The sequence below is a fragment of the Streptomyces sp. NPDC053048 genome, from assembly GCF_044547045.1.
Taxonomy (GTDB): domain Bacteria; phylum Actinomycetota; class Actinomycetes; order Streptomycetales; family Streptomycetaceae; genus Streptomyces.
Genome location: NZ_JBITZS010000007.1, coordinates 324,301 through 350,039, shown reverse-complemented (window position 1 = coordinate 350,039; position 25,739 = coordinate 324,301). Strand labels below are relative to the sequence as shown.

Here is a 25,739-nt window from a genome sequence, read left to right as displayed (position 1 = left end):
GTCGCCGGCGCTCAGGTGATCGACGTGTCCCCGAGGGCCTCGCTCATCTCACGCAGCGCGTCCGCGGCCCGTGTGACCGTCTCGCGGTCGACGTCGGCCAGCAGCCGCTCGTAGTTGCGCAGGTGGTCGAGCATCGCGGCGTCGATGACGGCGGCGCCGTGCTCGGTGAGGCGGATGTACACGATCCGGCGGTCACTGCCCTCCCTGACCCGTTCGACCAGGCCCTTTGCCTCCATCTTGTCGATGCGGTTGGTGATGGCGCCGGACGTCACCATGGCGGCCTTGAGGAAGGCGCCGGCGGTCAGCCGGTACGGCGGGCCGGACCGCTTGAGCGTGGTGAGCACGTCGAACTCGCCGTAGTCCAGGCCGTGCTGGGCGGCCGTCGTCCTGCAGCTCTTCTCGACCACGCGCGCGAGTCGCTGGATCCGGGCCAGCGCGTGCACCGGCCACAGGTGGGGGCCCAGGTCGGGGCGCTCCTTCTCCCACTGCCCGACGATCGCGTCCACGGCATCGCTCATGACGGCTCCTCCCGCTTCATCTCAACAAGCACAATCTCAATGTTAAGACACTTGACGTTGAGACGGTGGCCCTGCTTTTATTTCAACGTTGAGATTATTAATGCTGAAGGACCCGAGCGACGGAGGCCGCCATGTCCCTGCTCACCCGCACGAAGGCCGCTACGACAACGCCTGCCCCGGCGGCGTCCCCGCCTCCGGCCCTGTGGCTCGCACTGCTGGCCACGCCGGTCGCCCTGAGCGCCAACGGCCCGGTGCTGATCCTCCCGGACATGGCGGCCGCGCTGAACGTCCGTACCGCCACGGTCACCTGGATCGTCACCGCCTTCGCCTGGGCCATGGCCGTCGGCACCCCGCTGATGGCGAACGTGCTGCGCCGCCGCGGCCTGCGCACCGCCCTGCATGCGAGCGCCGCGGCCGTCGGCGGGGGCACGGTGCTGGTGGGCCTCTCACCCTGGCTACCGCTTGTGATGGCCGGCCGTGCGGCCCAGGCCGTGGGCGGCGCGGGCCTGGTGACCGTGGCGATGAGCCTGGCCGGCTCGGCCCGGCGGATGGGCGTCATCACGGCCGGCTTCGGAGTCCTGGGCGCGGTCGGTCCGCTGCTCGGCTCGTTCATTGCCGAGGCCGTCTCCTGGCGCCTCTCGCTCTCCGTGTCCGCGCTCGGACTGCTGGCCGTCCCCGCGGTACTGCGCGGTGCGGACACCGCGGCCCCAACGACGCGAACCCCCTTCGACACCCGCGGCGCCCTGCTGCTTGTCCTGACCGCGACGGCCCTGGTGTTCCTGCCGCGCTACCCGCTGGCGGCCCTGCCCGCCGCGGTCCTGGGAGCCGTACTCCTCGGCCTCCACATACGCGCGGTCCCGCACGGCTTCGCGCCCCTCGCGGTGCTCCGCAGCCCGGTGTTCGCGGTGTCCGCCCTGCTCGCGATGGCCCTGTCGACCTCGTACTTCACCCTGCTGTTCTCGATTCCCCAAATGCTTCGCGACCGTACCGACTGGTCGACCCCGGCCATCGGCACGGGCCAGATGGTCGCCCTGCTCGTCGGCTCCCTGCTCTCCTGGCTCCTCGCGGCCGCGTCCGCCCGGATGAACCGCCCCCGGGTCATCACGATCCTTCTCGTCCTCGGCGCCCTGGCCCCCCTCACCGCCCTCCTCACCCCGTGGGCGCCCCTGCTCCTCCTCGCCGCCTCCCTCGCGGTCCTCGCCGCGACGGCCGGCAACGGAGTCCTCGCGGTGCGGGCCGCCCAGTCCGCCCCCGCCCCCGACCGCCCCACCGCCATCGGCCTCTTCAACCTCGCCTACCAGCTGGGCGGAGCGTTCGGGCCGGCTCTCGCGGCCATGCTGGCCCTGGGCGCGTGAGCCTGGCCGGTGACGGGCCCAGGGCGAACTTGCCCGCCCGGACCCCGGCCAGGAAGGCGGCGAATGTGCTCCGCGTCGTGGCGGCTACCGCGCCTGGTAGAACACTGACCTGTGGGTATCCAGGAGCGCGAGCGCAAGATGTATCGGCCGCTGCGGCAGGCCGGCCTTGAGGTGATCCCGAACGCCGCGCCGCACGGCACGATGCCGTTCGTCTTCGGATATGGTCCCGAGGACATCGTCGCCGGCTTCTCTCACCGGTACGAGACCCCACGGCTTGTCGAGCGTCTCAACGAGGACTGGTACGACCTGGCGGTTTCTTCGGGTCTTCTCGACCAGCAGCGCGAGTTCCTCGTCCTGCTTCCGGAGGGCACCCGTACACACGGCGCCTTCTTGCAGGACTTGCACCGGGGCCGCCGCGCCGCACCGGCGGTCTGGACCAAGGTCCGGCTCCTGGAGCGCTGGGACATCATGGGCCGGGGTGCGGCATCGGCGTTCCTCGGCATTCGCGCGGGCCATCCGGGCTTCGGCATGATGGCGCTCGACAGCAGCGTGTACATCAGTTGCTCGACGGGTGAGAGAGGCGTCGACGTAGTCGCGGTGGGCCACCCGGACCGCTCGGAGAACATCCTGCGGCAGTTGGAATGGTTCGCGTCGTGGAGGGACAACCCCGACCGCGAGTTGCAGGAGCGGATCGCCGTCTGGCTCGCGGGCCGCGCACCAAGTGCTCGCCCGGACAAGTCCTAGCCGAACCTGCCCGCCCGGACCCCGGCCAGGAAGGCGGCGAACGCGGTACGCCTGGTGGCGGCTACTGCGCCTGGCTCGTTGCTCTCGCGGAGGGTGACGGTGTCGCCGTGGGCGGCGACCTCGACGCAGTTGTCGCCCTGCATCCCCGAGAGGGAGGACTTCTGCCATTGATATTCGGGCATGCTCAGTTGAACCTTCCTGCTCGGACGCCGGCCAGTAAGGCGGCGAATGCGCTGCGTCCGGTGGCCGCTATCGCGTTTGGCTGATCGCTCTCACGCACCCAGATCACGTCGGCATGTGCCGCCACTTCGACGCACTGCTCGCCTCCCCCTCCGGAGTAGGAGGACTTCTGCCACGTGCGGTCAGATCTCATGGTTCGTGCTCTCACAGTTGTTTCGCAATGTTGTGGATGAACTCACGTGATTCTTGGGGCTCGAGTGACACTCGCCTCGCGAAGTCCAGAAGGGCCTGATACCTCTCAAGGTCGGCCTCAGCGTCGAGGTAGCGGCCACCGATGGGTGTATCCAGCTGCACGGTGTCCAGCTGAGGCACGAGACCTCCTGCGTAGAGCGCAGTCTGAGTGGCTTCAACGAAGTCCTCGTGCGCGAACGGGATGACTCGCAGAGTCACAAACGGCCATTCGGACACCTCCAGGAGGTGCTCGAGCTGTTCTCGTGCCACCTTGCGGCCGCCGGCCCGCATACGCAAGGCAGCTTCATGGACAACGGCCTCAAGCTTCGGGGGCGTCTCACGCTCGAGGATGACTCGCCGCTTCAGGCGGTGCTCGACGCGCGCTTCCAGCTCGTCCGACGGCAGCTTCGGGAGGACGCTGCCGAACATGGCTCGTGCGTAGTCCTCGGTTTGGAACACGCCAGGAAACGTCACCGGCTGCAGGTATCGCAGATATGTCGCATGGTGTTCCAGCTCCGCGATGTTGAGGAACCCAGGAGCGAGGACGCCACGATACGTGTCCCACCACCCCTTCCCCCGATGCTCGCGCGCGATCACGCACAGCGCCTCGAGCAACGCTTCGTCGTGGCACGAGTAGAACGTCGCCAGCCGTCTGACCCGCTCCTCGCTGATGCCGATGCGTCCGGACTCGTAGTGGCTGATCCTCGCTTGGTCGACCGCCAGCAAACCTGCTGCTTCGCGGGCCGTCTTGCCAGCGCGTTCCCGCAGCTTGCGCAGTTCTGTCCCCAAGCGCACCTGTCGGGCGCTCGGGTTGTCCCTCGGTGGCATGTCACTTTCCCCTGTCGCACAGAGCGTTCCGTGTCACCGTCCCATGGTTCCACCCGTTAGGACCAGTTCCTGGCCACAAGCTTGCACCGGTCCACTCTTGGACCCTACGGTCCTGCTAGCACCGCGCAGCACTTACCGGGAAGACCCGAAGTGCAGTCATTGGTGCGCCCGTTGAGGCGTATCGGTGGCCGAGCCACGGACGGCAGTGGGTTGCGCGAAGTCCAAGCCGGACCCCGTCGGGAGACGCTGCCATGACATCGGCAATCCTCAGCAGTCACCGCCGCACCATCACCCCCACCACCCACCGCCTCTCAGCCCCCGCAGACCCCTCAACCCCCCGCCTGGCACGCCAGTTCGTCACCGGCGCCCTCGAGGCGACCAGCCACGCGTCCCTCATCGACAACGCTCGCATCTGCGTGTCCGACGCCGTCACCAACGTCGTTCAACACGCCCGCGTAGCCGAGCTGTCGATCGAACTGACCGCCCACGCCGACCGCGTCGTCATCGCCGTCCGCGACGCCGACCCGGCCAGACCTCCGCAGCACCGCACGGCCCGGCACGATGACGAGCGTGGTCGAGGGCTTGCGCTGGTGCAAGCCCTCTGTCATGCCGTCGGCATGACCCTCACCTGGGACGGCCTGACCGTCACCGGCAAGAGTTTCTGGTTCGAGCTCCGCGACAGCGGATGAGGTCTCAGTCGTCCCCCAGCACGACCGCCAGGTCGAGCCGTGCCAGCCGCTCCGGGTCCGTCAGGATGTCGAGGGACGTGATCCGGTCGCCCTGGATGGTGAACGACATGACGGACATCGGGCGGCCGCCATCGCCGAACGCGACGACGCCCGGCGTGCCGTTGACCAGCGCCGGACGGGCGACCTCCGCGAAGCGGGCGAACATGATGGCCTGCGAGGCGACCTCGGCCGCGCCCCTGCGCAGCAGGTTCGGCAGCAGGGTGCCGCCGTCGGAGCGGGCCACGATCTCCGGGTCGAGGACGGCGACCAGGGCCTCGAAGTCCCCGCCGCGCGCGGCGGCGAGGAAGGCGTCGACGACCTGCCGCCGCCGGGCGATATCGGTGTCGGGGGCGGGCGCCGCCCCCTGTACCCGCCGGCGTCCCCGGCTGGCGAGCTGCCTCGTCGAGGCGGGGGTGCGGCCGAGGACGGCGGCGATGTCGTCGAACGGCACGGCGAACATGTCGTGCAGGACGAAGGCGAGCCGTTCGGCGGGGGCGAGGGTCTGCAGGACGATCATCAGGGCGATGCCGACCGAGTCGGCGAGCAGGATCTCCTGCTCCGGGTCGAGCCGGTCGGGGCCGCTGACGACCGGGTCGGGGAGGCGGACGCGCCCGTCCTGGTCCTCCAGCGGCTCCTCGCCCCGTGTGGTGCGGGAGCGCAGCATGTCCAGGCAGATCCGGCCGACGACCGTCGTCAGCCAGCCGCCCAGGTTCTCCACCGCCTCATCGTCCGTCCGGCTCAGCCGGAACCACGCCTCCTGCACGGCGTCCTCGGCCTCGCTGAGGGAGCCCAGCAGCCGGTAGGCCACTGCCCGCAGGTGCGGGCGGTGTTCCTCGAATCGCCGCGCCAGAAAATCTTTCTCGCTCACCTGTCACATCCTCGCGTTCCGGTCCGTCAGTGCAGTGTCGGACACCGACCGAGCGGCGCGGCAGGCGCGCCGGCCGCACATCGAACGGAGAATATGATCATGAAGGCTCGTATGCAGAACCCCGCCATGGTCCTTCCCGACGCCATGAAGGGCATACAGAACCTCTTCAAGGCCATGAACACGGGCGGCGTGCCGCAGGAGATCATGGAGCTGGTCCATCTGCGGGCGAGCCAGATCAACGGCTGCAGCACCTGCGTGTACGGGGGCGTGGCCAGTGCCAGGAAGGCCGGTATGAGCGACGACCGGCTGCACTCGGTCGTCGCCTGGCGCGAGGCGCCGTTCTTCACCGATGCCGAGCGGGCCGCGCTGGCGCTGGCCGAGGCGGCCACCCGGCTCGCCGACCGCTCCGGCAAGGCGGTGCCGGACGACGTCTGGGACGAGGCGGCCGACCACTTCGACGAGAAGCAGCTGGCCGCCATCATCCTGATGGTCGCCACCACCAACTTCTTCAACCGCATCAACGCCACCATCGAGGAGCCCGCGGGCGCCACCTGGTGAGGGGCGGTCCTCCGTCGCTACGCCGCGTGGCCCCCGTCGACGGCAATCTCCGCGCCGGTGAGGCCCCGGCCGCCCGTGGCCTCCAGAAATCGGTCGTCGCGTTCGGGGGCTACCTCTCCAGCGGCCCCACCGTCAGCGTGGGCGTGTAGTAGCCCGGCGGTTCGGCCTCGCCCACCATCCGGCCCTCCGCCTCCACCCACGCGTGCGCCCGGAACGGCGACGTGCGTACGCCCGTGCACCACGTCGGCCAAGTGCCGCGCAGCCGGCACAGCAGGACCACCGCCAACGACCTCTGCAGGCAGGCCCGGCCCGCGCAGCGGGTGCTGACGTTCACCACCACGTCGCGCGCCGCGCCCGCCTGGGCGGGCGTCGCGGGGACGGCGCCCCGGCGGATCAGGCCGAGCAGGGCGCGGATGCGCCACGGCGGCAGCAGGGCCAGCAGCCGGGCCGCCGCGACCGAGACGTGCGCGGCAGCGCGGGTGCGCAGCGGCAGGGGATCCCAGAGGGCGAGCGGCGGGGTCATCGCTCGGCCAGCCGGGTCGTGCGGAGCGTGTCGACCAGGGCCGTCACATCCGCTTCGGCTCGCGCCGCCGGAATGCCGTAACGCTCGCACAGGGCCCGCGCCGCGCCCTGCGGCCCCCCGCCGTCCAGCAGGGCGCGCAGCGCCACGGCTCCCGAGGCGTTCAACTGGTAGTAGCGGCCGCGCCGTTGGTCGAAGAGAACCATGGCGTGCTCGGTGTCGGTGGCGGTCACATGGCGGCGCAGGGCGAACGCGGTCACAGCCCCGCCCCCTCGCGGGGGCGGCCGGCCGCGACCGTGCGCAGCCAGGCCTCGCAGGCAAGGGTCGGTTCCAGGGCGAGCAGCGGGCCGACCGTGGGGTGCGTGGTGCCCAGGGCCGCGCGGACGGCCGCGTCGTCGATCAGGCCCATGCGGCTCAGCTCCGAGCCGTCGAACAGCTCCAGCAGCGCCCGTCGGTGGCGCCGCACGCCGTCCATGACGTCCTCGCCGTAGTGGCCCTTCGGCGCGCGGTCCAGGATGTCGTCGGCGACGACGCCCCGCATGGCCTCGGCGAGCAGCGGCTTGCGACGGCCGGGCGCGGCGCGCTCCTCCGGGCGGACGGCGAGGACGGCCTCGATCACCCGGTCGTCCAGGAAGGGGGCCGCCAGGTGCACCCCGTGGGCGGCCGCCAGGCGCGTCGCGTAACCGGTGGCGGCACCGGCCCGGCGGACGGCGTCCAGGGCGCGGTGCGCGCCGCGGTCGGGGGCCAGCGGCTCGTAGGAGGCGTCGGTGATCATCTCGTGGACGGCGTCCACCGCGTCGGCCGTGGCCCAGGCGGGCATGCGCAGCTCGGGTGCCCATCCCAGCTGGGGGTCGGAGGGGCGGGGCGGCGGCGAGGTCAGGCGCAGCGCGCTGTGGGTGAGCCAGGACGGGAAGCTCTTGGAGTCGGCGAGCGCCCGCCAGGTGGCGCCCAGCGGCCAGCGCGTCTGCCGGCGGCGGGCCCGGACGCGCCGCAGGGCCTCCGCCGGGTGCGAACGGGCCAGGGTGTGCAGGTAGGACGCGGGTGGCGCGAACAGCTCGTCCCCGCCGTGCGCGCACAGGTGCAGGCGCGACCCCCGCGCCGCCAACTGCCCGGTGGTGTGGTCGAACCGGGCCCCCGACCGGACGCGGTGCGGCGGCTCGGCCGGCAGCACGCCCAGGCCCCGCTCCAGCCCCGCGTACAGGGCGGGGGACCGGTCGTAGTCCGGCGCGAGGTGCTCCGCGCCCGGCAGCCGGGCGGCGACACGGCGGGCCCACGACGCGTCGTCGCCGCCGGGATCCAGTCGTCCCTGGCGCACGGTGATCAGCCGGTGGTCGGGACCGGCGGCCAGGTCGGCCAGCACGCCGGAATCCATGCTGCCGGTCAGGGCCGCGCTGACGGCCGCCCCCTCCTCGTCCCCTGCCCCGATGCCGCGCACCCGGGCCCGTACCGCCTCCGTCAGGGCGTCCCGTACGGCCGGCGCGCCCTCCGCGACCGAGAGCGCCGGCTCGGGCGGGGCCCACCAGCGGACCGTGCGCGCCGTGCCGTCGGGCTCGACCGACAGATAGCTGCCGGGCGGCACGGCGTCCACACCGGACCACGGGCTGCGCTCCCGCAGCGGATGCGGCACGAAGGGCGTCAACAGGCGCAGCCCCAGCAGCCGTTCGTCGACGGCCGCTCCCAGCGCGCCCGACAGCGCGTCGGGGCGGTCGGCGGCCACCGTCACTCCCGCGATCCGCGCCCGGTAGACCGAGCGGACGCCCGCCACGCCGCCCTGCACCCGGATCCGGCCACCGACGGACGCCATCAGATGCGCGCTGCCGCGCAGCCGCCGCGCGAGCTCGTCGAGGCCCGCGACGCCCGTCAACCGGGCGGCGAAGGCCGCCAGTTCGGCGGTGGAGAGCGGACAGAAGCCGGCGACGACAACGCGGGTGCGCCCGGCGGTGACGACCTTCACCGCGTCGACCGGCCAGCGACCCACCAACCAGGGCCGCCCCGACGCGTGATTGATCACCCGGGGCCCGGGGGCCGGTACGGCGGCCGCCGCAGCGCTGCCCGCCGCGCTGTCCGGCAGGGCCACGAAGGACACGTCGACCGACGTGGCGGGAGAGGGGGCGCCCGGCGAGGCGGGCCCGGCGGACACGGCCGGCATGGCACACATGACCGCGGCCTCAGTCGTCCATGCCCAGGAACGCCTCGGGGTCGTCCTCGCCGACCCCCAGCGTCAGTTCGCCGAATCTGCCGACCTCGACCAGCTCGGGTGACGCGTAGTTGTCGGCGACACCCGGCGTCCGTCCGGCCTGCTCCGACGGCTCCGCCGCGCCTCCCGTGCCCGTCGTCCCCGTCGCATCCGGGGCATCCGGGGCAGCCGCCGTGTCCGGCGCGCCACTCGGCCCCGGCGACACCGCCCTATCCGTCGTATCCGCTTTGTCCCCTGTGTCCACTGTGCCCACCCGCTGTTCCATGGCAATCACTCTACGTAATCGACTGATTACGCGACAACCGACGCCGCGCGGCGCGCGGTGTCTCGGCGCGCACCATGGCCGACGCCGCGCGCCCCCCGGCGCACGCGCCCCGCCGGCCATCCCGAAATGTGGCGGACTCGTTTCGTCCGGGTAGTGACTTACCAGCGGATACCCCAGCAGAATCGCCGGGAACTACCCTCGCGTAACGACGCGCGCGCAGAATGGGGAGGCCCCCGGTGCAGAGCACGATGCAGGACGTCCCGCTGACCGTCACAAGGATCCTGGCCCACGGGGCGAAGGTCCACGGCAGCGCCCAGGTCACCACCTGGACCGGCGAAGCCGAGCCACAGCGACGCACCTTCGCCGAGATCGGCGCCCGCGCGACGCAACTGGCGCACGCCCTGCGCCACCTCGGCGTCGCCGAGGGCGAGCCCGTCGGCACCCTCATGTGGAACAACGGCGACCATATGGAGGCCTACCTCGCCGTCCCGTCCATGGGCGCCGTCCTCCACACCCTCAACCTCCGGCTGCCTCCCGAGCAGCTCGCCTGGATCGTGCGCCACGCCGCCGACCGCGTCGTCATCGTCAGCGGCTCCCTGCTGCCGCTGCTCGCCCCGCTGCTGCCGCACCTGGACTGCGTCGAGCACGTGGTCGTCTCCGGCCCCGGCGACACCTCCGTCCTCGCCGGACTCCACCCCCAGGTGCACGAGTACGAGCAGCTGATCGCCGGCCGTCCCGGCGACCACTACACCTGGCCGGCGATCGACGAGCGCCAGGCCGCCGCCCTCTGCTACACCTCCGGCACCACCGGCGACCCCAAGGGCGTGGTCTACAGCCACCGTTCGATCTACCTGCACGCCATGGAGGTCTGCGCGCCCGCCTCCTTCGGGCTGACGCCCGCGGAGACCTGCCTGCCCGTCGTGCCGATGTTCCACGTCAACGCCTGGGGCCTGCCGCACGCCGCGTTCATGGCGGGGACGTCGCTGCTGATGCCCGACCGCTTCCTGCAGCCCGCCCCGCTCGCCGAGATGATCGAGTCCGAGCGGCCGACCGTCACGGCCGGCGTGCCCACCATCTGGCAGGGCCTGCTGGCCGAACTCGACGCCAAGCCGCGCGACGTCTCGTCGCTGCGCACCGTCATCAGCGGCGGCTCGGCCTGCCCGCCCTCGCTGATGAAGGACTTCGAGGAGCGGCACGGCCTCACCGTCGTCCAGGCGTGGGGCATGACCGAGACGTCCCCGCTGGGCTCCGTCGCCTACCCGCCCACCGGGCTGAGCCCCGAGGAGGAGTGGCCCTACCGCGTCACCCAGGGGCGGATGCCCGTCTCCGTGGAGGCACGGCTGATCGGACCCGGCGGCGAGGTCCTGCCCTGGGACGGTGCCTCCGCCGGCGAGCTCGAGGTCCGCGGCCCCTGGATCGCCGGCGCCTACCACGGCGGCGCGGGCAGCGAACCGTACCGCCCGGAGGACAAGTTCAGCCCCGACGGCTGGCTGCGCACCGGCGACGTCGGCACGATCACCCCGGACGGCTACCTGACCCTCACCGACCGGGCCAAGGACGTCATCAAGTCGGGCGGCGAGTGGATCTCCTCGGTCGAGCTGGAGAACCACCTCATGGCCCACCCCGACGTCGTCGAGGCGGCCGTGATCGCCGTCGCCGACGAGAAGTGGGGCGAGCGTCCGCTGGCCGCCGTCGTGCTGCGCGAGGGCTCGTCCGCCGACTACGAGGGCCTGCGTGCCTTCCTCGGCGAGCGCGTCGCGCGCTGGCAGCTGCCGGAGCGCTGGACGCTGATCCCGTCCGTCCCCAAGACGTCGGTCGGCAAGTTCGACAAGAAGGTGCTGCGCCGGCAGTACGCGGACGGCGAGCTCGTCGTCACCACGCTGGGCTGACCCCCGCCACCGCACCACACATCACCGCCCGTTGTTTCCGGGGCGCCGCCGCATTGAACGTGGTGGCGCCCCGGACCGTTTCCGCGGCGGCCGTCCGGCTCACCACCCCTCCCCAGCAAGCGGATTGAGCGATTTCGAGCCATCCGGCGCCCGTCGGCACCCCTGACGCGCACGTCACAGCACACCCTTCAGCCACTCCCTCGACAGCCTCTTCGCGCCGCCGGTAGTCTCGGTCGCCGTGTCAACTGGGCCCTAATTGTGCGGACCTGGCCGCAATGCGCATGGGGCACAGCGGGCGGGGAGGGCCGGGAAGGAATGGTCAGAACCATGGTCGATCGCGACAGCCGCGCGCAGGGCGCGGAGGGAGCCGGCACCGAACTCCCGTTAGTCCTCCTGGTGGCCTCGGGTATGCGGCCCTACCGCGAATACCTGCTCCGCTCGATAGCCGAGCACTTCAGAGTCCACCTCTTCCACGACGCCGAACCGGGCTGGGAACGCCAGTACCTCGACGGCTGGACGGTGCTGCCGGACACCACCGACGGCCCCGCGATGGCCGAGGCCGCGGCCTCGCTCCACGCGCGCGTGCCCGTCAGCGGCGTACTGTGCTGGGACGAGGTCCGCATCCACGCCACCGCCCACGTCGCCCGCGCGCTCGGCCTGCCCAACGGCGACCCCGACGTCGTCTGGCGCCTGCGCGACAAGGGCCAGACCCGGGCCGCCCTGGCCGCCGCCGGCGTCCCGCAGCCCGCCTCCGTGCCCGTCGCCACCGCCGACGAGGCCCTGGCCGCCGCCGACCGGCTCGGCTACCCCGTCATCCTCAAGCCCCGCGGCCTGGGCGCCAGCCTCGGCGTCATCAAGGCGGCCGACCCGGCCGGACTGCGCGCCGGCTTCACCTTCACCAGCTCCATCGAGACGCCCGGCGGCATCACCTACGACTCCGCCGAGCCCTACCTCGTCGAGGAGTTCGTCACCGGCGAGGAGATCAGCGTCGACGCGGTCGTCCACCGGGGCGAGGTCACCGCCGTCTACATCGGCCGCAAGGTCGTCGGCTACCCCCCGTACGCCGAGGAGACCGGCCACCTCGTCGACGCCTCGGACCCGCTGCTCACCGACCCCGCCTTCGCCGCCCTCCTGAGCGACGTCCACGCCGCCCTGGGCGTCACCGACGCCTGGACCCACAGCGAGTTCATGCTGACCGCCGACGGCCCCAGGCTGATCGAGGTCAACGGCCGCCTCGGTGGCGACCTCATCCCCTACCTCGGCCTCCTCGCCACCGGCATCGACCCCGGCCCGGCCGCCGCCGCCGTCGCCTGCGGCCGCCGCCCCCGCCTCGAGCCGACCCGCGCGCGGGCCACGGCCGTGCGGTTCTTCTACGTCGCCGAGGACGACACCACCATCGGCTCCGTCGCCTTCGCGGGCCAACTCCCCGACGAGATCGAGGAGACCCACGTCCTGGCCACACCGGGCGCGGTGTTCTCACCACCGCCCAAGGGCACGGTCTGGGGCCGGATCGCCTACGCGATCGCCGCCGCGCCGACCGAGGACGGCTGCGAGAAGGCACTCGACGCGGCCGAGGCCGCCCTCGTCGTCACCGAGGGCTGACGGACATGGCGACGAAGAACGGGACCGGAACCGGGACCGCGCAGGAGTCGACGGCCGGCATCTGGGCCACCTTCCGCGAATCACCGCTCGCGGTGAAGACGATCCTCGCCGGCGTGCTCATGAGCCGCCTCGGCGGCTTCCTCAACATCTTCATCGTGCTGTACCTGACGTCAAAGGGGTACTCCGACCAGCAGGCCGCCTACGCGCTCGGCGTCTACGGCGTCGGCGGCGTGGCCGGCGTCTTCCTCGGCAGCACGCTCGCCGACCGGCTCGGCGCCCGCAACGCCACCGTGTACAGCATGGCGGGCACCGCCGTACTGACCGCCTCCCTGCTCTACCTGCCCAACTACGGCCTGCTGCTCGCCGCCGTCGCGCTGGTCAGCATGGCCGCCCAGCTCTACCGGCCGGCGTCGGCCACGCTGCTGTCCGAACTCACCCCGGACAAGCGGCAGGTCATGATCTTCGCGATGTACCGCTTCTGCCTGAACCTGGGGACGACCATCGCCCCCCTGGTCGGCTTCGCGCTGTACAACGCCAACGGCGAGAGCTACACCCTGCTGTTCTGGGGCGAAGGCCTCATCGCCCTCGCCTACGCGGTGCTCGCCCGCCTCACCATCCCGGCCGCCGGCCGCCGCGCCGACGCCGACGACGAGGGGACGGACGAGGGCGCGGCGGAGGGCGGGCGCGGCGGCTACGGGGTCCTGCTCCGCGACCGCCGCTACCTGCTCTACCTGGCCGCCACGCTCTTCAACGCCATCGTCTACGTCCAGTACCTCTCCACCCTCCCGCTGGACGTGAAGGACGCGGGCGTGCCCGTCCTCTGGTACACGGTCGCAGTGTCGGCGAACGGGTTCATCGTGATTGCCTTCGAGCTCGGGCTGACCAAGATCTCGCAGGAGTGGCCCATCAAGCTCACGGTCGGACTGGCCTTCGTCCTCGTCGGCCTGGGCGTCGCCGCGTACGGACTGCCACTCGGTCCGGCCGTGATCATCGGCGCCACGCTGCTGTGGACGCTGGGAGAGATCGTCGGCGGCCCGTCCGTCTTCGCCTACCCCGCGCTCGCCGGACCCGCCCATCTGCGCAGCCGCTACATCGGCAGCTTCCAGTTCGTCTTCGCCCTCGGCATGGCCATCGGGCCGGTCGTCGGCGGCACGCTCTTCGTCCGGATCGGCCACAACGTGTGGCCGGTGTTCGGGGCGCTCGGACTGCTGGCCGGCGTGCTGGGCGTGGCGGCCGTCCGCACTCCGGCGAAGGAGCAGGGGGAGGAGCAGGAGTCGGCGCGGGAACCGGTGAAGGAGGCCGCGAAGGAAGCCTGACGGCCTGCGGCCGGCGGTACGGTCGGCGCGACCGGTGCGAACCGGCGGGCGTGCCCCGCCGGTTCGCACCGGTCCGTCAGTCCGGCCGGTCCGTCGGTTTGGCCGGTCCGTCGGTTCGCCTGGTCCGTCAGTTCGTCCGGCCCTTCAGTCCGTCCGGCCCGTCAGTTCGTGCCGATCTTCGCCAGCAGGTCGACGATCCGGCCCTGTACCTCCGCGCTCGTCGAACGCTCCGCCAGGAACAGCACCGTCTCGCCCGACGCGAGGCGCGGCAGCTGGGACGGGTCGATGTCGGCGGAGGTGTAGACGACCAGCGGTGTCCGGCTCAGGGCGCCGTTGCCGCGCAGCCAGTCGACGATGCCCGCGCGGCGGCGCCGCACCTGCATGAGGTCCATGACCACCAGGTTCGGGCTGGTCTGCGCGGCCAGCGTCACCGCCTCGGAGTCCGTCGCCCCGCACACCACGTGCATGCCGCGCCGCTCCAGCGTCGCGGTCAGCGCGTTCGCGATCGGTTCGTGTTCCTCGATCAGCAGTACGCGCGGCGGGTGCATCTCGCTGTCGCGCGGTGCCAGCGCCTTCAGGAGCACCGCCGGGTCCGCCCCGTACGCCGCCTCCCGCGTCGCCTGACCCAGTCCCGCCGCCAGCAGCACCGGCACGCCGGCCGCGCCTGCGGCCTCGCGCAGCGACTGCAGGGCGGCCCGTGTGATCGGACCGGTCAGCGGATCGACGAACAGCGCGGACGGGGACGCCGAGATCTGCTCGTCCACCTCCTCGCGCGACTGCACGATCACCGGGCGGTAGCCGCGCTCGGTCAGCGCCTTCTCCGTGGACTCGTCCGGCGCGGGCCAGACGAGCAGCCGGCGCGGGTTGTCCAGCGGCTCGGGCGGCAACTCGTCGTCCATCGGCGGCCGCACGGCCTCCACGACCTCCACCGCGCTGTTCGGCCCGTCGAGCGGCTCGGGCCCCTCGGCGCCCTCGTCCGGTGCCCCTATGGCGAACGCGCGCCCCTCGGGAGCGCTCAGCGGCGGATGCGGGCGGGCGGCGACGGCCGCAGCCGCTGCCTGCGCCTGTGCCTGGGCCTGTGCCTCGCGCTCCCCCTCGGCGGGGTTGGCGAGCTTACGGCGCCGCCCGGAACCGGCGGACGGCGTGCCACCGGGCGGAGTGTCGTTCGCACCGGGCCGCTGGCCCAGGGTGCGCACGCTGATCGGCCGCGCCGCCGGCTCGGCCTGCGCCTGGCTCGCGGCACCGGGCTCCTCGGCGAGCGCACGCCGCGCCCGGCGGCGCCCGGTGGGCGCGGCCTGTGCCTGGGCGGTGGGGTCACCGGCTGGCGGCGCCGCCGGGGCGGCCTGAGGGGCCGTCTGCGGGGCCGCCTGCGTCTGGGGCTGAGGCTGCTGCGTCTGTGCCGCAGCCGTCGCCACCACGGGCGTGCCCTGAGCGGGCGTGGTGTCCGGGGTGGCGTTGTCGGCGCCGGAGGGCGCGGGGGAGGGCTGCGCCTGGGTGGCGGCGCGGCCGGGGCCGCCCGCCGCGGGCGTGCCTTCGGCGCCGAGAGGCGCCGTCGGGCCCTGCCCGGTGTGACCGCCCGGAGTGCCGGGGGCGTACGGGCCCGCCGCCTGTGCCTGTGCCTGTGCTTGGGCGGTGGGGGTGCCCGGCGCGGGCGTCGGGCTGTCCGGGACGTATGGGCCCGCGGGCACCGGCCGCTGGGCGGCGGCGGGGGCCGTGGGGGCCCCGGCGACTCCGGGGTACTGACCGGTCGTCGTCGGCTGCCCCTGCGGGGCCGGCGGGCTGTCGGGGGCGAACGGGCCGGCCACCGCCTGCGCCCGGCCGCCGGAGGCAGGGGTGCCGTTGGCACCGGACGGTGCCGGGTGCGTACCGCCCGTGGGGAAGGAGCCCGTGCCGTCGGGGGCGTACGGGCCCACCGCCGTCCGGCCCTGGGGGCCGGGGGCGGGGGTGTTGCCGGCGTCGGACGGTGCTGGGCGCGGCGGCCCGTCGCCGAGGAAGGCGGCCGTGCCGCCGGTGCCGTACGGGGCGGCGGGCGCCTGGCCCTGCGCGGCGGGCACGCCGGGCACGGGGGCGACGTCGGGCTTGCGCCGACGGGCGGCCGGTGCGGCGCCGTCCGGGCGGGCCTCCGGGCCGTACGGTCCGGCCGGGGAGCCGCCGGCGGCCTGGGTGCCGTACGCCTCGGGGCCGGGCTGGGCCGGAACCGTGGGCCGATCGGCGTCGGCAGCAGAGACGGAAGGCGAAACGGAATCAGTACCGGAACCAGAACCGGAGGCGTCGGCATCCACCGGCGCCGCCTTGCGGTCGGCATCCGCCGGGGGCAGCGCGAACGCCGTGCGCGGCACGGACGGTTCGTCGGTCGACTGGCCGGGGATCTGCCGCTCGGCCTCGGCCAGCGCGCGCCGCGCGCGACGGCCCGTCGGCTGCCCGGCGTCGGCGGGCGCGGAGGCAGGCGCGGCTGAGCGGTCGGCGTCCCCGGGGGGCAGCGCGAACGCGGTGCGCGGCGCCTCACCGCCCTCGGCCGGAGCCGGCGCGGCCTCGCGGCGTGCCCGGCGGCCGGTCGGCGCGGTGGTGCCCGTCGCCTGTGCCGGCACCAGGCCCGAGCCGGGGCGGTCGCCCCGCGTCTCCTCGCCGGAACCCTCCTCCGCCCGCGCGGGGCCCCGCCTGCGGCCGGTCGGCTGCCGGTCCGCACCGGCGGCGGCACCGGCGCCCAGGTCTGCGGGGCTCTGCTCGGCGGGCGTGGTGGCCGTCGGCGCGCCGTCGCGCCGGGCACGACGGCCGCCGCCCTGCGTCGCGGAGGCGTCGGCCGCCGCGCCGGGGTCGGTGCCCCGGCCGCGCTGGGTGGGCATCGGCATGACCGTCGTCAGGTTCTCGGTGTCCGGCCCGCGCCGCTCGGCGGACGGCGGAACGGGGCCCGCGTCGGCCGAGACCGGCACCTCGAGCACGTATGCCTTGCCGCCCGAGGCACCCGGTAGATCGTGCGTCTGCAGCACGCCGCCGTGCCGGCGGACGATGCCGCGCACCAGGGGGCCGTGCACCGGGTCGCCGCCCGGGTAGGGGCCGCGCACCTCGATCCGTACGACCTCGCCGCGCTGCGCCGCCGCCACGACGATCGTCGAGTCGCCGGAAGCGGAACCGGAGCCGGAAGCGGAACCGGTGGCGTCGACGCCGGCCACGTCCGCGATCAGGTGGGCCAGCGCCTGGGCGAACTTCTCCGCGTCCACCTCGGCCTCGATCGCCGGGGCGTGGACGGCGAACTGCGCCCGCCCCGGCCCGATCAGCTCGACGGCGCCCTCGACACCGGCCGCCACGACCTCGTCGAGGGCGGCCTTCTCGCGGACGAGCTTGTCCTGCCCCGCGTCCAGGCGCTGATAGGCGAGCACGTTGTCCACGAGGGTGGTCATCCGGGCGTACCCGGCGGCCAGGTGGTGCAGGATCTGGTTCGCCTCGGGCCACAGCTGCCCCGCCGGGTCGTCGGCCAGGGTGCCCAGCTCGGCGCGGAGTTGGTCGAGGGGGCCGCGCAGGGACTCGTCCAGCATCGCCACCAGCTGCGCGTGCCGCGCGGCCAGCGCGTCGTACGGGCGGCGGTCGGTGAAGGTCATCACCGCGCCGACCAGCTGGTCGCCGTCGCGCACCGGCGCGGTCGTCAGGTCGACCGGCACCGCGCGCCCGTCCTTGGCCCACAGCACCTGCCCCCGCACCCGGTGCTTGCGCCCCGAGCGCAGCGTGTCGGCGATGGGGGACTCCTCGTACGGGAACGGCGAGCCGTCCGCGCGGGAGTGGTGGATCAGCGGGTGCAGCTCGCGTCCGCCGAGGTCACTGGCGCGGTAGCCGAGGATCTGCGCGGCGGAGGGGTTGACGAGGACGACCTTGCCGGCGGTGTCGACGCCGACGACGCCCTCGGCCGCCGCGCGCAGGATCATCTCGGTCTGGCGCTGCGAGCGGGCGAGTTCGGCCTCGGTGTCCAGCGTCCCGGTCAGGTCGCGGACGACGAGCATGAGCAGTTCGTCGTCGTAGGACGACGTGTGCGGCTCGGCGTACGGGGTGCGGCCGTCCTCGAGGTTGGCGCTGGTGACCTCGACGGGGAACTGGGTGCCGTCCGTGCGCCGGGCGATCATCCGGGTGGGCTTGGTGCGCCCGCCGTCCGGGTCGTCCCGCGGCGGCCGCAGCCCGCCGGGGATGCGCCGGGAGTCGAACTCCGGCAGCAGATCGAGCAGACCGCGCCCGACGAGACCGGTGCCGGGCACCTCGAACGTCTCGAGCGCGATGTGATTGGCGTTGACGACCGTGCCGTTGCAGTTGACGAGCAGCAGCGCGTCGGGCAGGGCGTCGAGTATGGCTGCGAGGCGAGCAGCGCCTCGGGATGGCCTGCTGCTCACGACGACGCTTCCTCCCTGGTTACCGCACCTTGCCGACCGTTTCGGGCGGGTTCGCACCGCAACCCGGCGTGTCATTGAGGGGAAGTCTACGGGCTGCCGATGCGGGCGCTACTGCGGATGACGGGTGTGGCGACACCCCTCGCCGGACCCCTCCGGGGCGTCTCGGGCAGGCCGGACATGCCCCTCGTGTCCGTCTTCGTGGCGACCTTCCGGTCAGCCCTGACCGGTTTCCGCGGTGGTTTTCTTCGGCAAGCCCTTCGACTGTCCGAACAGAGTGGAGAAACGGTTCCAGCGGGCGATCTCACAGCCGTTCGTCCGGTTGAAGTCGGTGTTCACCGGTCGTCCGGCCCAGGTCCCGGAGACGTGGGCGCGCTCGGGGCCGCCGTAGATCATGGTGCAGTTCGCGTCCTTCGGTACGGACGCGAAGAGGTCGCTGCCCCACTTGGTCTGGCTGTCGAGCTGGTCACAGGCCTCCTTCGGGCGCGGATGGGTGCCGCCCGCCGGATGGCAGTACAGCTCGTAGGTGCCGTCGTGGGGGCCGCTGTCCGCGATGGTGATCGTGAGGCGGTCGGAGCCCGCGTCCGGCCCCTCCGCGCCGCCCAGCGGGAGCGGGGCGGCCGAGGCGGCGGGGACGACGAGCAGCGCCGGGGTGAGCGCTGCGGCGAGGGCGAGGCGGCGGAGCGACATACGGGTACTCCCGGTGTGCGAGTGATGCGGCGGGCCGAGTGACGCGGGGGATGCGGGGCCCGCCGTACGGGCCGGTGGTACGGGGCCGGGGGCCGGAAGGCACCGGCCGGGCCCCTTTCCCGAACTAACGCTCCTGAGCGCCCCGCGTTGCGCGCCGGGAACGCCTTTGCCCAGGGCACCCAAAGCCCGGTACCGTAGGGTGCGATTGGTGAGGAGCCGCAAGGCTGTGTCATCATCTGCACGCAACACTCGCGCTCGCGCGGGTGTGCTGGAGGCGTCGCCTAGTCCGGTCTATGGCGCCGCACTGCTAATGCGGTTTGGGCCTTAAAGCCCATCGAGGGTTCAAATCCCTCCGCCTCCGCAGCCGGGCCCCGGTCGCATTCATTGCGACCGGGGCTTTTGCGTTTCCGGGGGCGCTCCGGTCTTCGGGCGTCCGGTGGGGGCGGGGCGTTCGGGTGGGTTCGGTTGATCTTCCCGGCGTGCCCCCGGCGCCGGTGGGTGATCTTGGCGCCTGGTGTTTTTGCAGGTCAGGGCCGGTCCGGGGAATGGATTTCGTCTCGCGGCGCGGGTCATGTAATGTTGTCCACGCAACGCCGACCGGCAAGAAAAACGCCGGGAAGCCGAGCGCTCGTAGCTTAACGGATAGAGCACTTGACTACGGATCAAGAGGTTGCAGGTTCGAATCCTGCCGAGCGCACAGCCGAGAGTTTCGACTCTCGACCGTCGCGGGGTGGAGCAGCTCGGTAGCTCGCTGGGCTCATAACCCAGAGGTCGCAGGTTCAAATCCTGTCCCCGCTACTAAGACCGAAGGCCCGGTACCACTGGTACCGGGCCTTCGGCATTTCCGCACGGTCACAGCGGCAGGATCCCCGCCAGCTCGCGCCACTCCGGGCGGGCCAGGGTGAAGACCCGCTCCTTGGCGTTCGGCAGGACGACCTGGACGGCCAGGTGATCCGCGCCGGCCGCCAGGTACTCGTCGACGCGCGCGCGGATCCGGTCCGCGTCGCCCAGGGCGAAGAGCGCGTCCACGAGGCGGTCGCTGCCGTTGCCCTCGAAGTCCGCCTCCGTGAAGCCGAGCCGGAGCAGGTTGTTCGTGTAGTTCGGCAGCGGCAGGTAGAAGGAGAGGAAGTCGCGGGCCGTCTCGCGGGCGCGGGACAGGTCGGTGTCGAGGACGATCTTCACCTCCGGCGCGAGGAAGGCCTCCTCGCCCAGCAGCTCGCGGGCCTGCGCGGTGTACTCGGCCGTGACGAGGTAGGGGATCGCGCCGGCCGCCCGGTCGCGGGCGAGCCGGACCATTCTGGGGCCCAGGGCGGCCAGCATCCGCTGCCCGGCGGGCACCGGTACGGGGGCCTCGTCCAGTGCCGTGAGGTATTCGCGCATCGCGGTGTACGGGCGGGAGTACTGCGGGGCCAGCGCTGTGTGACTCACCCCCAGGCCCAGGAGGACGCGCTCCCGCAGCCCCGGGTCGAGGGCGGCGAATTGTGCGGCGACGTCGGCTGCCGCGTCCTGCCAGATGCTCACGATGCTGGTGCCCACGACGACGCGTTCCGTCGCCTCCAGGACGAGCGAGGCCTGGGCGAAGCGGGGGCTGCCGCCGATCCACAGGGCGGAGAAGCCCAGTTCCTCCAACTCGGCCGCCGCTTCACGGATTTCGCCGTGGTGTGCGGGGTCGTCGGAGCGCAGCCCCGCACTCCAGAGGCCGATCGGGCCGAGGTGTTCGGTGAGTGTCATGATCAACAGTAACCGGAGGTGGCGTCCGCTTATTCCGATTCTCAGACGATTCACAGGGCGCCGAAAGGGCCCTCTCAGCCGCCGCTCCCACCATCGGCACCATGACCACCCTCTCGCCCTACGGGCGCACCACCCAGCTGCCGCACGATCACTCAAGTACCGTGCGCGTCCTGGTCGTCGACGACGAGGCCGCCTCGCTCGCCGGAAGGCTCTCCCTGGTGCTGCGGCCCGAGGGCTGGGGCGTGCGGGCGGCCGCCGACCGCGTCGAGGCCGTGCGCGCCGTCCGGGACTTCCGGCCGCACGTCGCCGTCCTGGGTCTGGCCCCGGCCGCCCCGGACGGGCTTGCCGTGCTCGGGCTGCTGCGGCGGGAGCGGCCCGGCGTGCCGGTGCTCTTCCTCGCCTCCGGGGACTCCGTCGGCGACCGTGTCGCCGGGCTCACCGCCGGCGGCGACGACTTCGTCACCGAACCGTTCCGTCTGGACGAGGTCGTCACCCGGCTGCGGGGGCTGCTGCGCCGGGCGCGGGCGGCGGCCCCCGGCGGCGGCGGTTCCCGGCTGACCGTCGGTGACCTCGTCCTCGACGAGGAGAGCCGCGAGGTGCGGCGTGGCGACACGGACATCCACCTGACCGCCACCGAGTTCGAGCTCCTGCGCTTCCTGATGCGCAACCCGCGCCGGGTGCTCAGCAAGCCGCAGATCCTCGAGCGGGTCTGGTCCTACGACTTCGGCGGGCGGGTCAACGTCGTCGAGCTCTACATCTCCTATCTCCGCCGCAAGATCGACGCCGGCCGGCCGCCGATGATCCACACGCAGCGGGGGGCCGGATATCTGATCAAGGCGGCTCCTCCGAAAAACTGTTGTACGGCGTAGAGGAGATCTTGTACGGTGTACAGCGCAAGCAGCCGTACACCGTACAGGGGGGCTCCCATGGCATCGCCGACCACCGATTCACCACCCGACAACACCGCCGCCGAGGCCGGGCGGCACCGTCTTCCCACGCGGTGGCTGGTCCTCGCCGTCATCTGCCTCGCCCAGCTGACCGTCCTGCTGGACAACACCGTCCTCACCGTCGCGATCCCCTCCCTCACCGAGGACCTGGGAGCGTCGACCTCCGACATCCAGTGGATGATCAACGCCTATTCGCTGGTGCAGGCCGGTCTGCTGCTCACCGCCGGCAGCGCCGCCGACCGCTACGGGCGCAAGAAGCTGCTCGCCACCGGGCTCGCCCTGTTCGGCATCGGCTCGCTCGGTGGTGCCCTCTCCGAGACCGCCGGGCAGTTGATCGCCGCCCGAGCGGGCATGGGCATCGGCGGTGCCCTGCTGATGACCACGACGCTCGCCGTCGTCGTCCAGGTCTTCGACGAGGAGGAGCGGCCCAAGGCCATCGGCCTGTGGGGCGCGGTGAGCGCGCTCGGCTTCGCGGCCGGGCCGCTGATCGGGGGCGCGCTCCTCAACCACTACTGGTGGGGCTCGATCTTCCTCATCAACCTGCCGGTGGCGCTGATCGGCCTGCTGGCCGTCGCCAAGTGGGTGCCCGAGTCCAAGAACCCCTCGGGCGACCGGCCCGACGTGCTCGGCGCACTGCTGTCCACCGTCGGCATGACCGGCGTCGTCTTCGCGATCATCTCCGGTCCGGGCCATGGCTGGACCTCCGGCCGGGTGCTCGTCTCCGCCGCGGTCGGCGTGCTCACGCTCGCCTTCTTCGCCGTGTGGGAGCGCCGCTGCCCCTACCCGATGCTGGACATGCACTTCTTCCGCAACAGCCGGTTCACGGGCGCCGTCTCCGGCGGCATCCTCGTCGCCTTCGGCATGGGCGGATCGTTCTTCCTGCTCGGTCAGCACCTGCAGTCGGTGCTGCACTACGACCCGCTCGAGACCGGGCTGCGCATGACGCCGCTCGCGCTGGTCATCGTCGTCCTCAACTTCACCGGGGTCGGGGCGCGGCTGCTGCCGAAGATCGGTACGCCCGGTGCGATCGCCGGTGGCATGGGGCTGCTGGCGGCGGGCCTCGCGGCGATCGCCGTGCTCGGTGCGGACGGGTACGGGGGGATGCTGCTGGGGCTGATCCTGATGGGCATCGGTATCGCGCTGTCGATGCCGGCCATGGCCACCGCGGTCATGTCCGCGATTCCGCCGGAGAAGGCGGGTGTGGGGGCCGGGGTCAACGGCACGCTGCAGGAGTGCGGGAACGGGCTCGGTGTGGCGGTGCTGGGTGCGGTGCTGAACTCGCGGTTCGCGGCGCTGCTGCCGGGGGTGGCGGCGGGAGCCGGTTCCCTGCCGGACGCGCTGGCGCGCGTGCGGACGGAGGGGGAGCGGGAGGCCGTCTCGGACGCGTTCGCGTCGGGCGTGCAGGCCAGCCAGCTGGTGGGTGCGGGGGCCGTGCTCGCCGGTGGTGTGGTGGCAGCGGTGCTGCTGTGGCGGGCCGAGCGGGTTGAGCGGGCTGCGCAGGCCTAGGGGGTGTCCGAGCGGGCTGGTCGCTGAGGTGCGGCCCGGTGGCCGGGTTTGTGCCCACCCTCCCAGCTACCGCTGGGAGGTGCCCCCAGCCCTGCGGAACGATTGCCCACAAACCGGTAGTGGAGTCGGGTAGCCGACGAACCGGTGCGAGGGGCCGGGGGGCTGCCCCCACCGTGGAAACGGAAAGGCGCAGGGATGAGCAGTGCTCACCGGGCCCGTACCGCGGGTCCAACTAGCATTCGGGTACGTAGACAGCCGGCGGAAAGTGAGAACGCACCATGGCAGGCAGCCTGCGGACCAGTGTGTGGCTGGGCGGGGAGGGGGCGGCGGTGAAGGCTCCCAAGCGGAAGGCGGAGCCCGCCGGTGAGGGTGCTCTCGACCGGGACCGGATCGTCGCCGCCACGGTCCGGCTGCTCGACGCCGACGGGCTGGCGAAGTTCTCGATGCGCCGGCTCGCCGCCGAGCTCGGCGTGACCGCCATGTCGGTCTACTGGTACGTCGACACCAAGGACGATCTCCTCGAGCTGGCCCTGGACCAGGCGTGCGCCGACATGACGGTCCCCGACGTGTCCGACGAGAGCGCCGACTGGCGCGACCAGGTGCGGGAGCTGGCCACCGAGTACCGCAAGATGCTCGTCACCCATCCGTGGGTGGCCCAGCTGGTGGGCCGGTTCCTCAATATCGGCCCGCATTCGATGGCCTTCGCCGAAGCGGCGCTGAAGGTCGTGCGCCGCATCGGCGTGCCGCCGGAGGGGGCCACCGGCACCCTCAACGCCATTTTCCAGTTCGTCTACGGATTCGCCACGATCGAGGTGCTCTACCGGCAGCGCTGCCGGGACGCCGGTATGACCGAGGACGAGTACCTCGAGCAGGTCATGGGCGTGGTCTCCGACCGCCCGGAGTTCTCGGACACCTACAAGGAGGCCGCGGAGCTCATGGAGGCGCGCAGTGCGGACTCCGTCGCCACCATGCGTGAACGCGACTTCGCCTACGCCCTCGACATGATGATCGCCGGCATCGAGGCCATGGGCAGTCGGTGAATCCCTGACGCCGTCCGGGTCAGGACACCAGGGGCTGCTCCTCCGATTCGGTCAGCCGCACGGTGCACAGGCCGCCGCGTTCGGTCCTCACGTCCGTCACCTTGAGCTGTGTTCCGGGCGCGAGGATGAATTCCTCCTCGCCGCTGAACGCGGAGAAACTGCTGATGCCCACCGCCCGTGCGGGGACCACCTCGAAAAGCGTCCGCTTGCCGCGGCTGCCGAGGAACGCCCGAGCCACGCCGAGGTTCGGCGTGCACGAGGAAACGCCCCACCAGGTCACGGTCCGGCCGAGCGGATACTGCGCCCGCAGGTCCAGCGACACCCCGCGCCACAACGGCTCCGTGCGGGCGGGAAGCGCCGAGACCGCCGAGAACAGCAGCCGCAGGTACGGCAGGTACGGGACGAGCCTGGTGCGGTCCGGGGAGCGGAGGACGGAATTGATCTCCCGGTAGAAGGCGGATTCGCAGGTATAGAGGTAGAGGGCGGCGATCGCCTCGGCGGACAGGCCGGCGGCCGATTCGTCCGCCCGCCTCTTGCCGAATTCGTGTGACTGCCTGACGTGCCGGTCGAGACCGGGCAGCAGGGCGGCGACCGGGGCGACGGCGTCGCCGAAGTCCATGAGCGGGGTGTCGAAGACACCGGTGATGGAGGGGAGGGCGAGCCCCTCGTCCTTTACGCTCGCGAGCCGTTCGAGGTAGAGCTGATGCAGCTCCATCGTGGACGTGATGAACGCACCCATGCGTTCGGAGATGTTCTCGTCCGTCCCGCCGGTCTTCGTTTCGTTCCAGCCCTTGCTCGGCAGCCAGTCGACAGGATCGGCGCCCAGTGAGGCCAGGGCGTCGTTCACCATGTCGAAATGGTCGCCGTCGCAGAAGATGTCGCCCTGCGCCGCGGGATTGGCGTGGTCGATGTGCCGGACCTCGACCTCGGGGTACTTCTTCTGGAGCTCGAGGACGACCTTCTTCAGATTGCGGGCGTGGGCTCCCCACCACGCGAAGACGACGCCGCGGTCCTCCTCGTCGGCATTCTGCTTGGCCTTGAGGATCTCCTCGACGATCCGCTCGGCGACCGGGCGCCAGAACGCGGTGTGCGGGTCGGCTCCCCTCGGGCCGTCACTGCTGGCGGTGAGCGCCGCGTTCAGCAGCAGAACGCCCTGCGTGAGCATCGCCTGGAACCATTCCGGCGGCTGGACGGTGTCCTGCTTCCTCAGCAGCGCGCGAATGTCGGCGATGGGGGTCTTCTTGGGAATGCCGTACTTCCACATGGCCGCCGCCTTGATGATGCAGCGGATGCTGACGGCCCTGCCGAACTGGCTGTCCTTCCAGTCGTGGAACGTGTTGTCGAACATGGCGATGCCGGTGGCGCTCTCCGGCCGCGGATAGGGGTTCTGGCCGAATATGACGACCTTCCACTTGTGCGGCGGATGGGGCTTGAGCGCCTGAAAGGTCAGTTCGCGGACGGGGACGACATCCGGGCCGCGCCCGGGGCCGATGAACGAGGCCGCGCCCGGCTGCGCCTCGATGACCGGCCGCAGTAGCGGAAGCCACGGTTCACCGCCGCCTTGGAACAGCTCGGCAAGAGCCAGCGGGTCGTTCGGGTCGGGCTGGGCGGGGGCGTTGGCATCGATCATGGCCGGGAGGCTAGCAACGGGGTACG

At 72.4% G+C, this 25,739-nt stretch carries 23 protein-coding genes and 3 tRNA genes; 13 read left to right on the top strand and 13 right to left on the bottom strand.

The genetic code is table 11. From position 1 onward, the window contains the following. Window positions 1–11: 11 nt before the first annotated feature. Complete coding sequence (locus ACIG36_RS20940; protein ID WP_399929747.1) at window positions 12–518, bottom strand: MarR family winged helix-turn-helix transcriptional regulator; 507 nt, start codon at window positions 516–518, stop codon at window positions 12–14. Window positions 519–649: 131 nt separating this feature from the next. Here ACIG36_RS20940 and ACIG36_RS20935 point away from each other — a divergent pair, with 131 nt between their 5' ends. Next, entirely contained in the window at window positions 650–1,873 is a 1,224-nt protein-coding gene (locus ACIG36_RS20935; protein ID WP_399929745.1) for an MFS transporter, read from the top strand. A gap of 111 nt (window positions 1,874–1,984) precedes the next feature. Then, on the top strand, window positions 1,985–2,617 hold the full coding sequence (locus ACIG36_RS20930; RefSeq protein WP_399929742.1) for a hypothetical protein: 633 nt from the start codon (window positions 1,985–1,987) through the stop codon (window positions 2,615–2,617). Here the strand turns inward: ACIG36_RS20930 and ACIG36_RS20925 are convergent. The 3 genes from ACIG36_RS20925 to ACIG36_RS20915 are packed head-to-tail and all read right to left on the bottom strand — an operon-like array spanning window position 2,614 to window position 3,856. Then, the gene (locus tag ACIG36_RS20925; RefSeq protein WP_399929740.1) at window positions 2,614–2,799 is read right to left on the bottom strand and encodes a DUF397 domain-containing protein; all 186 of its coding nucleotides are present in this window, start codon (window positions 2,797–2,799) and stop codon (window positions 2,614–2,616) included. The genes ACIG36_RS20930 and ACIG36_RS20925 overlap by 4 nt on opposite strands. A 2-nt stretch (window positions 2,800–2,801) precedes the next feature. After that, window positions 2,802–2,990, bottom strand: a complete 189-nt coding sequence (locus ACIG36_RS20920) for a DUF397 domain-containing protein (protein WP_399929738.1) — start codon at window positions 2,988–2,990, stop codon at window positions 2,802–2,804. Between the two features lie 11 nt (window positions 2,991–3,001). Next, window positions 3,002–3,856, bottom strand: a complete 855-nt coding sequence (locus ACIG36_RS20915; protein ID WP_399929736.1) for a helix-turn-helix domain-containing protein — start codon at window positions 3,854–3,856, stop codon at window positions 3,002–3,004. A gap of 251 nt (window positions 3,857–4,107) precedes the next feature. Here ACIG36_RS20915 and ACIG36_RS20910 point away from each other — a divergent pair, with 251 nt between their 5' ends. Further along, complete coding sequence (locus ACIG36_RS20910; protein WP_399929733.1) at window positions 4,108–4,545, top strand: ATP-binding protein; 438 nt, start codon at window positions 4,108–4,110, stop codon at window positions 4,543–4,545. A 4-nt stretch (window positions 4,546–4,549) separates the two neighbouring features. On the opposite strand, the gene ACIG36_RS20905 is transcribed toward ACIG36_RS20910, so the two are convergent. Next, window positions 4,550–5,452 (bottom strand): sigma-70 family RNA polymerase sigma factor, encoded by a 903-nt coding sequence (locus tag ACIG36_RS20905; protein WP_399929730.1) that lies wholly within the window; start codon window positions 5,450–5,452, stop codon window positions 4,550–4,552. 99 nt (window positions 5,453–5,551) lie between these two features. On the opposite strand from ACIG36_RS20905, the gene ACIG36_RS20900 reads away from it, so the two are divergent. After that, on the top strand, window positions 5,552–6,010 hold the full coding sequence (locus ACIG36_RS20900) for a carboxymuconolactone decarboxylase family protein (protein WP_399929727.1): 459 nt from the start codon (window positions 5,552–5,554) through the stop codon (window positions 6,008–6,010). Window positions 6,011–6,119: 109 nt separating this feature from the next. Here the strand turns inward: ACIG36_RS20900 and ACIG36_RS20895 are convergent, their stop codons facing one another. From ACIG36_RS20895 to ACIG36_RS20880, 4 genes are read right to left on the bottom strand one after another with little or no spacing between them, the layout of a single operon-like run. After that, entirely contained in the window at window positions 6,120–6,533 is a 414-nt protein-coding gene (locus ACIG36_RS20895) for a lasso peptide biosynthesis B2 protein (protein WP_399929725.1), read from the bottom strand. Further along, window positions 6,530–6,790, bottom strand: coding sequence for a lasso peptide biosynthesis PqqD family chaperone (locus tag ACIG36_RS20890; protein WP_399929723.1), 261 nt, complete (start codon window positions 6,788–6,790; stop codon window positions 6,530–6,532). Before ACIG36_RS20890 ends, ACIG36_RS20895 begins: the two co-directional genes overlap by 4 nt. After that, a complete protein-coding gene (locus ACIG36_RS20885; protein ID WP_399929720.1) occupies window positions 6,787–8,670 on the bottom strand; it encodes an asparagine synthase-related protein in 1,884 nt (627 codons plus the stop codon). Before ACIG36_RS20885 ends, ACIG36_RS20890 begins: the two co-directional genes overlap by 4 nt. Window positions 8,671–8,698: 28 nt before the next feature. After that, a complete protein-coding gene (locus tag ACIG36_RS20880) occupies window positions 8,699–8,932 on the bottom strand; it encodes a lasso RiPP family leader peptide-containing protein (RefSeq protein ID WP_399929717.1) in 234 nt (77 codons plus the stop codon). 296 nt (window positions 8,933–9,228) lie between these two features. Here ACIG36_RS20880 and ACIG36_RS20875 point away from each other — a divergent pair, with 296 nt between their 5' ends. From ACIG36_RS20875 to ACIG36_RS20865, 3 genes are all read left to right on the top strand, one after another. Continuing rightward, window positions 9,229–10,881: a long-chain fatty acid--CoA ligase gene (locus ACIG36_RS20875; RefSeq protein WP_399929713.1), complete on the top strand. Its 1,653-nt coding sequence runs from the start codon at window positions 9,229–9,231 to the stop codon at window positions 10,879–10,881. Between the two features lie 327 nt (window positions 10,882–11,208). Continuing rightward, window positions 11,209–12,483 (top strand): ATP-grasp domain-containing protein, encoded by a 1,275-nt coding sequence (locus tag ACIG36_RS20870; protein WP_399929710.1) that lies wholly within the window; start codon window positions 11,209–11,211, stop codon window positions 12,481–12,483. A 5-nt stretch (window positions 12,484–12,488) separates the two neighbouring features. After that, window positions 12,489–13,799 (top strand): MFS transporter, encoded by a 1,311-nt coding sequence (locus ACIG36_RS20865; RefSeq protein WP_399929708.1) that lies wholly within the window; start codon window positions 12,489–12,491, stop codon window positions 13,797–13,799. A 161-nt stretch (window positions 13,800–13,960) separates the two neighbouring features. On the opposite strand, the gene ACIG36_RS20860 is transcribed toward ACIG36_RS20865, so the two are convergent. Then, entirely contained in the window at window positions 13,961–18,172 is a 4,212-nt protein-coding gene (locus ACIG36_RS20860) for a PAS domain-containing protein (protein ID WP_399929705.1), read from the bottom strand. Window positions 18,173–18,385: 213 nt separating this feature from the next. Further along, window positions 18,386–18,859 (bottom strand): SSI family serine proteinase inhibitor, encoded by a 474-nt coding sequence (locus ACIG36_RS20855; protein WP_399929702.1) that lies wholly within the window; start codon window positions 18,857–18,859, stop codon window positions 18,386–18,388. Between the two features lie 270 nt (window positions 18,860–19,129). Between ACIG36_RS20855 and ACIG36_RS20850 the strand changes: the two genes are divergently transcribed. The 3 genes from ACIG36_RS20850 (at window position 19,130) to ACIG36_RS20840 (ending at window position 19,657) form a co-directional block, all read left to right on the top strand. Further along, window positions 19,130–19,220, top strand: a tRNA-Ser gene (locus ACIG36_RS20850). A 263-nt stretch (window positions 19,221–19,483) separates the two neighbouring features. Next, window positions 19,484–19,556: transfer RNA gene (locus tag ACIG36_RS20845), tRNA-Arg, on the top strand. Window positions 19,557–19,583: 27 nt separating this feature from the next. Continuing rightward, window positions 19,584–19,657, top strand: a tRNA-Met gene (locus ACIG36_RS20840). 54 nt (window positions 19,658–19,711) lie between these two features. Here the strand turns inward: ACIG36_RS20840 and ACIG36_RS20835 are convergent. After that, window positions 19,712–20,590, bottom strand: coding sequence for a TIGR03620 family F420-dependent LLM class oxidoreductase (locus tag ACIG36_RS20835; RefSeq protein ID WP_399929699.1), 879 nt, complete (start codon window positions 20,588–20,590; stop codon window positions 19,712–19,714). Window positions 20,591–20,691: 101 nt separating this feature from the next. Between ACIG36_RS20835 and ACIG36_RS20830 the strand changes: the two genes are divergently transcribed. The 3 genes from ACIG36_RS20830 to ACIG36_RS20820 all read left to right on the top strand — a co-directional run bounded on the left by ACIG36_RS20830 (window position 20,692) and on the right by ACIG36_RS20820 (window position 24,083). Beyond that, window positions 20,692–21,459, top strand: a complete 768-nt coding sequence (locus ACIG36_RS20830; protein ID WP_399929696.1) for a response regulator transcription factor — start codon at window positions 20,692–20,694, stop codon at window positions 21,457–21,459. 57 nt (window positions 21,460–21,516) lie between these two features. Beyond that, window positions 21,517–23,043 carry an MFS transporter gene (locus ACIG36_RS20825; RefSeq protein WP_399929693.1) on the top strand — a complete coding sequence of 509 codons (1,527 nt, stop codon included), beginning with the start codon at window positions 21,517–21,519 and terminating at the stop codon, window positions 23,041–23,043. A gap of 278 nt (window positions 23,044–23,321) precedes the next feature. Beyond that, on the top strand, window positions 23,322–24,083 hold the full coding sequence (locus ACIG36_RS20820) for a TetR/AcrR family transcriptional regulator (protein ID WP_399929689.1): 762 nt from the start codon (window positions 23,322–23,324) through the stop codon (window positions 24,081–24,083). A 19-nt stretch (window positions 24,084–24,102) separates the two neighbouring features. Here ACIG36_RS20820 and ACIG36_RS20815 read toward each other — a convergent pair whose 3' ends face one another. Then, window positions 24,103–25,713 carry an ADP-ribosyltransferase domain-containing protein gene (locus ACIG36_RS20815; protein ID WP_399929686.1) on the bottom strand — a complete coding sequence of 537 codons (1,611 nt, stop codon included), beginning with the start codon at window positions 25,711–25,713 and terminating at the stop codon, window positions 24,103–24,105. Window positions 25,714–25,739 lie beyond the last annotated feature (26 nt).